The organism is Micromonospora sp. NPDC048898 (assembly GCF_043198035.1).
In the GTDB taxonomy this organism is placed as follows: domain Bacteria; phylum Actinomycetota; class Actinomycetes; order Mycobacteriales; family Micromonosporaceae; genus Micromonospora.
The window spans coordinates 546,721-556,923 of the sequence record NZ_JBICUF010000004.1 but is presented as its reverse complement, the minus strand read 5'-3'; the positions used below and the strand labels follow the sequence as shown (position 1 = coordinate 556,923).

The window sequence follows — 10,203 nt, the reverse complement described above, 5'->3', positions numbered from 1 at the left end:
GTGGGGGGTGCCGCGCCCCCCCCGGCGGTCTACCCCCCCCCCACCCCCACGGGCCGCGGGGTGCGTGCCAAGCGTACCCCGGGGGGGGGCGGGGCCGGCCCCCCCCCGCCCGCTCCACCGGTCCACAGAGTTATCCACAGCTTGGCCGGTATCCACAGCGGTTATCCACAGCACGAAAACGACTCTGAGTCTGATAAGGGTATACAGTGACCGATTCTCCCGAGTCCACACCTAACGAGCCCGAGGTCCCCGCCGAGGCGATCGCCGCCGTGGTCGCACACGACCGGATCGAACCGGTCGGGCTCGAGGTGGAGATGCAGCGCTCCTACCTCGACTACGCGATGAGCGTCATCGTCGGGCGTGCGCTGCCGGACGTACGGGACGGGCTCAAGCCGGTCCACCGCAAGATCCTCTACGCGATGTTCGACTCCGGCTACCGTCCGGACCGCGGCTACGTGAAGTGCTCCCGGGTCGTCGGCGACGTGATGGGCCAGTTCCACCCGCACGGCGACTCGGCCATCTACGACGCGCTGGTCCGCATGGCGCAGCCCTGGTCGCTGCGCTACCCGCTGGTCGACGGCAACGGCAACTTCGGCTCGCCGGGTAACGATCCGGCTGCGGCGATGCGTTACTGTATTGTCGGAGATGTCCGGATTCGCACCGCCGACGGCAGTGTGCGGATCGGCGACGTCGTGCCGGACGCGGCCCCGTCCAGCGAGATCGACATCGACCTCAAGGTCCGCGACCGCAACGGCGACCTGGTCCGCGCCTCCAAGTTCTTCCACTCCGGTGAGCACCCTACGCTGCGGCTGCGCACCCGCGAGGGGTACGAGCTGACCGGCACCCACAACCACCCGGTGCTCTGCCTGGTGGACGTCGCCGGTGTGCCGACCCTGCTGTGGAAGCTGCTGGCTGAGATCTCCCCGGGTGACCGGGTCGTCCTCCAGCGCGCGGTGCCGGACGAGATCGGCTACCCGATGCTGGAGCACGTCGAGGCGGCCGTCCTCGCGGGTGCGTTCGTCAGCGAGGGCTGGGTCTCGCCAGGCCGTGCCGGCTTCAACAACGTGGACCGGGACTTCTTCGTCCGCGTCCTCGCGGCCTACGACCTTGCGGTGGGCGGGCCCCGCTACGTCAGCGAGCGGGTCATCGCCTCCGGCAGCACCCTGCACGAACTCGACGTGCAGGACCTCACTGCGTTGCGCAGGAGCCTCCTCGGTGACCTGGTCGGTGCCCGTAGCGCCGCGAAGTTCGTTCCCGAGTTCGTCTGGCAGGGGTCGGCCGCGATCAAGCGCGCGTTCCTCCAGGCGCTCTTCGAGGGCGACGGCTCGTCCTCGCTGCTGCCGCGCAACACCATCCAGATCTCGTACTCGACCCGCAGTGAGCGGTTGGCCCGGGAGGTCCAGCAGTTGCTGCTGGAGTTCGGTGTGATCAGCCGGCAGACCCGCTACGACGACGGCGAGATCAAGGTCGTGGTGACCAACCGCCGTGACGCCCGGATCTTCGCCGCGCACGTCGGCTTCCTCGGTCGCAAGCAGGCCAAGCTGGAGGCGGAGCTGGCCCAGGTGCCGGCGAGCAGCACCGCGCTCTCCAGCGACCACGTGCCGCTGGTCGGCGACTTCATCCGCGAGCACGGTGCACAGCGCTGGACCGAGCGGGACTGGCTGCGTCGGCACAACGTGGACCGGGTGGAGCGTTGGGAGCGGGACCGCGACGAGATCGCCGCCCGGATCACCAACACCGAGGTGCTCGACGTGGTCGAGCCGTTGGTCGACGGTCGGTTCTACTACGCCGAGGTGGCGCAGATCACGGACGCCGGCGTGCAGTCCGTCTACAGCGTCCGGGTCGACACCGATGACCACTCGTTCGTCTCGGACGGGTTCGTCAGCCACAACACCGAGTGCAAGCTCGACCCGCTGGCCATGGAGATGCTGCGGGACATCGACGAGGACACCGTCGACCTGCAGGACAACTACGACGGCCGGGCCAAGGAGCCCACGATCCTGCCGTCGCGGATCCCGAACCTGCTGGTGAACGGCTCCGAGGGCATCGCGGTCGGCATGGCCACCAAGATCCCGCCGCACAACCTGCGGGAGATCGGCGCGGCGGTGCAGTGGTGCCTGGAGCACCCGGAGGAGGACGAGGAGACCACACTTGAGGCGCTGCTCGGCATCGTCAAGGGCCCGGACTTCCCGACCCACGGGCTGATCGTCGGCCAGACCGCGATCCAGGACGCGTACCGCACGGGTCGTGGCTCGATCCGGATGCGTGCCGTGGTGGAGGTCGAGGAGGACAAGCGAGGTCGGCCCTGCCTGGTCGTCAGCGAGCTGCCCTACCAGGTCAACCCGGACAACCTCGCCGAGCGGATCGCCGAGCTGATCAAGGAGGGCAAGCTCGCCGGGATCGCGGACATCCGCGACGAGTCCTCCGGGCGTACCGGCATGCGGATCGTGCTGGTGCTCAAGCGCGACGCGGTCGCGAAGGTCGTGCTGAACAACCTCTACAAGCACACCCAGCTCCAGGAGACCTTCGGCGCCAACATGTTGGCCCTGGTCGACGGGGTGCCGCGCACGCTCAACCTGGCGCAGTTCATCCGCTACTACGTCGAGCACCAGATTGACGTGATCCGTCGGCGGACCGCCTTCCGGCTGCGCAAGGCCGAGGAGCGGGCGCACATCCTGCGCGGTCTGGGCAAGGCGCTGGACGCGTTGGACGAGGTGATCGCGCTGATCCGGCGTTCGCCGACCGTGGACGACGCTCGGCAGGGCCTGATCCGGTTGCTGGATATCGACGAGATTCAGGCGACCGCGATCCTGGACATGCAGCTGCGCCGCCTGGCCGCGTTGGAGCGGCAGCGGATCGTGGACGATCTGGCCAAGCTCGAGATCGAGATCGCCGACCTCAAGGACATCCTGGCCAAGCCGGAGCGGCAGCGGAGGATCGTCTCGGAGGAGCTTGGTGAGATCGTCGCCAAGTGGGGCGATGACCGCCGGACGCAGATCATTCCGTTCGACGGCGAGGTCTCGATGGAGGACCTCATCGCCCGCGAGGATGTGGTCGTGACGATCACCCGGACCGGGTACGCCAAGCGGACCAAGGTCGACCTCTACCGCTCGCAGCGACGCGGGGGTAAGGGCGTCAGTGGCGCCACGCTGCGGCAGGACGACATCGTCAGCCACTTCTTCGTCTGCTCGACGCACGACTGGATCCTGTTCCTGACGAACAAGGGCCGTGTGTACCGGGCCAAGGCGTACGAGTTGCCGGAGGCCAGTAGGGTAGCCAAGGGCCAACACGTGGCCAACCTGCTCGCCTTCCTACCCGATGAGCAGATAGCGCAGATCATTGAGATCCCGAACTACCAGGTAGCCCCCTATCTGGTACTGGCCACGAAGAACGGCCTGGTGAAGAAGACGCGGCTCGAGGAGTTCGACTCCAACCGTTCCGGCGGCATCATCGCGATCAACCTGCGCGATGAGGACGAGCTGGTCGGTGCTGCGCTGGTTGCGCCGGAGAACGACCTGCTGCTGGTCTCGAAGAAGGCGCAGGCGATCCGGTTCAACGCCTCGGACGAGGCGTTGCGGCCGATGGGTCGGGCCACCTCGGGTGTGATCGGCATGCGCTTCACGGACGACGACGTCCTGCTCGCCATGGAGGTCGTGCGGGAGGGGTTGGACGTTCTGGTGGCCACGAACGGGGGATACGCGAAGCGGACCCCGATCGAGGAATACCCGGTGCAGGGCCGGGGAGGTAAGGGCGTGTTGACTGCGAAGATCACCGAACGGCGCGGTGGTCTGGTTGGCGCGGTGGTGATCGATCCGGACGACGAGTTGTTCGCGATCACCAGCAACGGTGGTGTCATTCGGACTCCGGTGAAGCCTGTACGCCGTACGCGTGACCGGAACACAATGGGGGTCAAGCTGATGGACCTCCCGGACGGCGTGACTATCGTGGCGATTGCTCGCAATGCCGACGAGCCTGACGAACAGGACTAGTTGAATGACGGAGACACAGGCGAAGTCGGGGAACACGGGGACCTCGGCCAACCCGGTCGACGAGGAGGCCGCCAAGGGCGGCACACCAGCGACTGGCCGCGCGGCCGTAGGCCGGGCAACGGTCCCCGCCGACGCGCCTGCCCCGAAGTTCACGAGGGCCCCGGGCATGACACCCCCGCCGGAGCCCGGCAGTGATGACGCTGGTTCGGGTGACAAGACGGAGACGTCCGGTGCCGAGGCGCCGACGTCCGCCGTCGCCACACCTCCGGGTTCGGCGGCGCCGTCGGCCCGTCCGGCGACCACCCAGCCGATCAACGTGCGGCCGGGCCAGGCGGCGTCGAGCGGGACCACCGGCACTCAGCCGCGGATCATGCCCGGCATGACGCAGCCGCCGTCGGATGCGACGCGTACCTCCGCTGCCGGCCGCCCGGCCAGCGGGGGTGGCCTGCCGCCGGGGATCGGCAACCCGTCCGCCGTCGGGGCTGCCCGTGTCGGTGACGCGGTGCGTGCGGCGCGTACGTCGGTCAGTTCGGCGGCGTCCCGCGGGCCGCGCCGGGCGCGGCTGAACCTGAAGCGGATCGACCCGTGGTCGGTGATGAAGTTCGCGTTCGCCGTCTCGGTGGTGCTCTTCATCGTCGTGGTGGTCGCCACTTCGGTGCTCTACCTGGCACTGGACGCGATGGGCGTGTTCAAGAGCGTCAACGACAGCCTGGGCGACCTGGTCAACGCCGGTGGTGGGCAGAGCACCAGCAGCTTCCAGATCACCGCCAAGGGCGTGATCCTCAGCTCGGCGCTGATCGGTCTGGTCAACGTGGTGCTGTTCACCGCGCTGGCCACGCTGGGGGCGTTCGTCTACAACGTCTGCGCCGACCTGGTCGGCGGGATCGAGCTGACGCTCGCCGAGCGGGACTGACGACCGGGGCGCCGGGGCACCGCGGAAAGCGGTCGCTCCGGCGTCCCGTACTCAGGTAGTTTTTGCAGGCGTCGACGGCCCGGCTCGTCGGTCTGGACCCCGATTTGGGGTGCGCCGAGCGGATGGGTTAATCTTGCTCGTCGCAACGCGGGGCTATAGCTCAGTCGGTTAGAGCGCAGAGCTGATAACTCTGAGGTCGATGGTTCGATTCCATCTAGCCCCACCGCACGGTCGTCCGACGTTAGTCGAGCACGAGGGGTCGCCCCAATGTTCAAGAAGCTGCTGATTCTGGCTGGCGTCGTCGGCGTGGCCGCCGTCGTGTTCAACAAGATCAAGGCCTCGAACGACGAGCGTGCCCTCTGGCACGAGGCGACCACCGCGCCCGACCTGCGCTGAGGTCCGGCCCGACGCCGAGTGATCGGCGTCACGGCCGTCCACGGGGCCCTAGCTCAACTGGCAGAGCACTGCCTTTGCAAGGCAGGGGTTAGGGGTTCGAGTCCCCTGGGCTCCACCAAGCTCCGGTGCAGGTCACCGGGCGTCTTCCTCTCCTGATTCCGAGTTGTCGAATCGGCGGTCATCTTTTTCGTCAGCGAATCGTCAGCGGGGTCCGCGAAAACGCCTCGGATGACCCGGTGGAAGTCGGCCGGTGTGTGTGTAGCGATTGAGCGTCGTGGATGCCTGTTCGTGGCCCATGACCGCCTGTACAACGTTGACCGGCACCCCGCTTGAGATCAGGTACGTGGCGTAGCCGTGCCGCAGGTCGTGGAAGCGCAGCCCACCCGCCGCCTTCGCTGCGACGTGCGCCGCCGCCTCCCGCTGCGTGGTGAACTCCGCTGACCACTCAACGCTCTCCCGATCGCGCCAGGCGGCCCGGAATCGGTCCGGTCCGGTCTCCGTGACCTCGCCGAGCAGCCCGGCCCGTACCAGCGACGGTCGCCAGACCTGACGCCGGAAGTTGCTGCGGAGCATCGGGTCGCCTGCCTGGTTGGTGAACACCCGATCCGCCTCGGCGGGGTCCGTCCGCTCGCGGTGCCGCGCCAGCGTCGTCAGCGGTGCTCGCCGAAGACCGCCGCGGCCACCTGGTAGCTGTCGAACGCCCGGGCCGCCCCGGCGTACGCCTCCAGGTGGATGAAGAGCTCGACGATCTCCTCCTTGGTCACGCCGGACGTCAGCGCGATGCGCAACTGCCCCCGCAGCGGCTCGTGGGTGCCCAGCGCCGCCGCGACGGCCACCGAGATCAGGCAGCGGCTCCGCAGGTCCAGGCCCGGTCGCGGCCACGAGTCGCCGAAGGTGTGCTCGGTCGCCAGCCGCCGGAAGTCCTGACCGACCGCGGGTTCCCCGTCGGCCAGCGGCAGGGTCAACGGTTGGCCGAGGAGGCGCTCCGCGGTGTCGAGGGCTTGCTGGTATCGGGGATCGTCGGGCATGCGTTGCCACCTCCGCACGTGTCAGCCGATCGACTGCCGTTCGGTTCCAGCATCGTGCCCACCCCGGCGTTCGGTCGGCCGTTTTGGGAAACCGGTGATCGCGATAGCATCGGATGCGGTCGAGCGCCTACTCGCGCCCGGTGCGTCAGCCCACGCCTGAAGGGTCGGCAGCGGTGGAGGTTGCCGCCGCTCGCAAGTCCCGCCTCATCAACGTCCTTCGTCAGCGAGAAGTCAGCGAGACGCACGACAACAGCCAACAACCGCTGGTGCAGGACACCAAGTCCCTTGACTCCAACGCCAGCCGCCGACATCGATCGGTGAGCATCCACCGCATCGAGCCGCCTTTGCAAGGCAGGGGTCAGGGGTTCGAGTCCCCTGGGCTCCACCAGCACTTTCCTTGGTTGATCTCGGTCGCAGCTGCCGTGCGGAGCTGCTCGAAGAGCGGATCGACGTTCCGTGGCTCCCTCCATCGCGGTGCCGGCGGCCACACTTTGGGAGAGCAGGCATTCCAGAGGTCATCCGTTCGGGCGCACAGCAGTTGATCAGGGGAGATGGCCAATCGGTCATCTCCCCTGATTCTGGTTGAGCCACGCGACAGTCACGTCTGTGCCGCACGCTGGAAACTCCAGGCGTTCGACCTGGAGAGTGCCAAGCCCCCTGCTCACCCTTCGCGTACCCCGCCCAACCGGTTGGGCGCTGTCCCGTACGGGACAGTCCCGGCCTGTCCCAGGGGTGCTGGGCAGCGCGTACGGGACTGGTCGCGAACCTGGTCGGGATTGTCCCGAGCGGCTGTTCACCTTGTTGGGAAATCGGCGACCGCGTTGGCTTCTTCCAAAGGTTGCTCGCTGCGAAATGAGCGAATTTCGCCGTCGCGAGCTGCGAACGAGGAGGATCCGTGACCCGACGACGTAAATCACCAGCCAGGCGCCCGGCCGCGTCGCCACCGGCGAACGCGCCGGCCAGGTGGCGGTGGCAACCACGGACCTGGGGCTGGGCCGGACTCATCCTGGCGGTGGCACTCGTGAGCGGCGCCGTCGCCTGGGTCGGCACGAATGATCGAGCGGGTTCCGCGACCGCCACCGCGGGATCTCCCACTGCCGTCGCGGTCGACGTTCCGGTCACCGGAACGCCGATCGCCGAGCAGCCGTCCACCACCGCACCTGTCCGGCAGGATTCGCCGCGCCAGCCCGTCGACAGTGGCGCCGCTGCCAAGAGCGCCACCGACAACGGCACGCCCGCCATCGCGGTCGACCAGAAGAAGCGTCGTTTCGCGCCGGTGGACCAGAACAAGGGCCGCACCGAATCGGTGGACCGGAACAAGCGTCGTTTCGCGCCGGTGGACCAGAACAAGCGCCGCACCGAATCGGTGGACCGGAACAAGAGTCGTGCCGAGCCGGTCGACAGGAACAAGCGTCGTGCCGAATCAGTGGACCGGACCAAGGGATGGGTGCCGAGCCGTCTCGCGTCCGGCCGTAGCTCCGGACACGCCTGCAAGCCGGTCGACCAGGGACGAACCGTTCGGGCCATCTGCCGGGTCACCGAAACTGCGGCAGGAGAGAACCACCAACCGCGGGTGGAGGACGACAGGAACCAGGTGGTGCACGTCCGCCCACCGCACCTGAAGGAACGGATCCTGAAGGACCGCGCCCCGATCCAGCGGTGTCACGACCGCGTGCGGCCCGCGTACCCCCGCTCGGTGTGGCAGGCACGACCCGGCTGGCCCGGAGTGCGCCCTGACCTCGACGGGCCCCGATTGGTCCGGGCCGGCGGCCCGGGTGCTGGTGACGGAGCTTTCGGTGGCTGAGACGACAAGGACCAGCCGACTGACCATGTCCGTCCTGCTCTCCGTCGCCCTGGCCGCCGGACTGGTCGGCGGGGCGGTCCAGTCGCCCCCGCGAGCCGGGCAGCCCGACGACCTGCGGTACGTGGCCAGCAGCGAGCCGGAACCCGATCGGTGGGGAGCGAGGGTCGTCTACAACCCGGCGACCGGGAAGTGGGAAGGCCTCCCGTTCGACCGACCGGAGTTGGATGCCCGCGAAGGTCAGGTGGACCGGTACCGGCCGAGGCCACCGGCGCACCACTGGGAGGATCAGCTCGATCCGCCGAGGTACTACGAGGACAACTCGGTCGATCGGCGGACTCCCGCCCAGCGGGAGGAAGACGAGCGGAAAGCCCGTCGCGGAAAGCAGAATCAGGTCATCCCGAAGGACGGCGTACGGGCCGGAAACGACCTGAGCAAGGCCGCCGACAATCTCGGTAAGGCTGCCAGTCAGCTGCCCAAGGCCGGGACTGCCGTCCCCAAGCCCGGGCCGGCCGTGCAGGGGGGACAGTCCAGCGCGGTACCGGTCCGCAGCGGGGTGCTGGCCGTGACGCTGGCGATCACCGCCGCCCGGCACGCCGAGCGGCTCCGCCAGGCTCGGGCCGACGAGCGTCGTCGCCTGGGTCGGGTGGATGCGTCGACCCTGCGGGCGGCCAAGAAGGCCCAGCAGGACGCGGCAAGGGCGACGACCGCTATCCAGGACGCTGCCCGGGCCCGGGCAACCGCTGAGCAGGCTGCGGTCCGGGCGGCCAGGGCCGAGGAACAGGCGCGCCGATCAACGGAGCAGGCTCGGACGGCGGGATCCTCCGAGGCCCGCCAGCAGAGCAGGACGGACGGTCGGGACGCCAAGGCAGCGCGGAAGGAGGCGACCCGGTCCGCGGCGAGGGCCCAGCAGGCCGATCGGGTGGCGCAGCGGTACAACCAGGCGTACGTCGCCGCGGCTGGCGTGGAGGTCAAGCAGAAGGCTCACGACGGTAGGAAGGCGGCCACCACGGCGAGCCGCGCCGCCGACGGCGCACAGCGGGTCGCCGACCGGGCCGACCGGGCGGTACGCCAAGCCGAGCAGCGCCTGGCGGCGGCTCGGGCCAAGGACGACCCGCGGGCGGTGGCGAAGGAAGAGCGGCGCGTCGAGAAGGCACGCAAACAGTCCGAGCAGGTTCGGGGGCCGCTCAAGAAGGCCACGACCGAGGCCACCATCGTCGCGCGGAAGGCTGATGAGCTTGAGGCGAAGGTACGCAAGGCTGAGCAGCGTGCGCGCGACGATATCGCCCGAACTCGGGACAAGGCTCACGCCACGCACAACGCACCGGTAAGTCCCGTCCAGGGCAAGAAGGGCAGTGGCGACCCACCGGACGACCCGCCGGCCAAGACCCGGCCCAGGACCGACGGCCCGAAGGGGTCGGGCGGCGCCGGTGCGCAGCGCACTCCTGACAGTGCGGGCACCCCCGCGACCACCGCCGCCAAACCCGGCGGGGCCGCCGCCCTGGCGAAGCGCCTTGGCGGCCTGCGCGGCGGGTCCGGCGCGACCGGGATGGGACTGGAACTCGTCGCTTTGCAGTGGTTGGAGCAGCAGGATCCGGAGGCCTTCGCCGCGCTTCAGGGGGTGCAGGACCAACGGGAGCGGGAAAGCCTCAAGTACCTCCAGGAATCCTTGAAGGACCCGAGCACGCGGGCCGAACAGATCGAAAGGTACCAGTTCTACCAGGGCGGCGACCCGTCGTACGAGGATGGCTCAGTCCCCCTCATCTCACCCGAGTTCGGCAAGGCGAGACGTCAACTGTTCGAGCAGGCGATCAACGAGGACAAGGCCGCCCAGCGCCGCAAGGACGAGGTTGCCCGGTGGGACTCGTACGCGAAGGCCAAGTCGGCGCAGTGGGAGTCGCAGCAGGCGGCCGGAAGAGCGGTCGAGGCGGCGCGGGCCAAGGATGCGCGCGAGTTCGCCGCCGACAAGGAGCTTCGCGCGCAGCAGAAGGTGAAGGCGAAGGCGGAGAGTAAGAAGGCTGACAAGGTTCTCAAGGCGTCCAAGGCCAAGGACGACCGTGAGTTCCGGGCGGCCGA

6 protein-coding genes, 2 tRNA genes and 1 pseudogene are annotated in these 10,203 nt (G+C 68.8%); 7 read left to right on the top strand and 2 right to left on the bottom strand.

Annotated elements, in window-relative coordinates; genetic code table 11:
* Positions 1-206: 206 nt before the first annotated feature.
* From gyrA to ACGFIQ_RS15630, 5 genes are all read left to right on the top strand, one after another.
* Complete coding sequence (gyrA, locus tag ACGFIQ_RS15650; protein ID WP_393243992.1) at positions 207-3,989, top strand: intein-containing DNA gyrase subunit A; 3,783 nt, start codon at positions 207-209, stop codon at positions 3,987-3,989.
* 4 nt (positions 3,990-3,993) lie between these two features.
* Entirely contained in the window at positions 3,994-4,902 is a 909-nt protein-coding gene (locus tag ACGFIQ_RS15645) for a DUF3566 domain-containing protein (RefSeq protein ID WP_393243990.1), read from the top strand.
* A gap of 149 nt (positions 4,903-5,051) precedes the next feature.
* A tRNA-Ile gene (locus ACGFIQ_RS15640) sits at positions 5,052-5,125 on the top strand.
* Positions 5,126-5,169: 44 nt separating this feature from the next.
* Positions 5,170-5,298, top strand: a complete 129-nt coding sequence (locus ACGFIQ_RS15635; RefSeq protein WP_209444550.1) for a DLW-39 family protein — start codon at positions 5,170-5,172, stop codon at positions 5,296-5,298.
* A 42-nt stretch (positions 5,299-5,340) separates the two neighbouring features.
* A tRNA-Ala gene (locus ACGFIQ_RS15630) sits at positions 5,341-5,416 on the top strand.
* 83 nt (positions 5,417-5,499) lie between these two features.
* On the opposite strand, the gene ACGFIQ_RS15625 is transcribed toward ACGFIQ_RS15630, so the two are convergent.
* On the bottom strand, positions 5,500-5,898 hold the full coding sequence (locus ACGFIQ_RS15625) for a tyrosine-type recombinase/integrase (RefSeq protein WP_393243988.1): 399 nt from the start codon (positions 5,896-5,898) through the stop codon (positions 5,500-5,502).
* A gap of 50 nt (positions 5,899-5,948) precedes the next feature.
* Entirely contained in the window at positions 5,949-6,326 is a 378-nt protein-coding gene (locus ACGFIQ_RS15620; RefSeq protein ID WP_088986731.1) for a carboxymuconolactone decarboxylase family protein, read from the bottom strand.
* Between the two features lie 1,021 nt (positions 6,327-7,347).
* Between ACGFIQ_RS15620 and ACGFIQ_RS15615 the strand changes: the two genes are divergently transcribed.
* Both ACGFIQ_RS15615 and ACGFIQ_RS15610 read left to right on the top strand, forming a co-directional pair.
* The gene (locus ACGFIQ_RS15615; protein ID WP_393243987.1) at positions 7,348-8,130 is read left to right on the top strand and encodes a hypothetical protein; all 783 of its coding nucleotides are present in this window, start codon (positions 7,348-7,350) and stop codon (positions 8,128-8,130) included.
* Positions 8,123-10,203, top strand: a pseudogene (locus tag ACGFIQ_RS15610) (hypothetical protein); the annotation flags it as partial. The gene ACGFIQ_RS15615 and the pseudogene ACGFIQ_RS15610, both read left to right, overlap by 8 nt.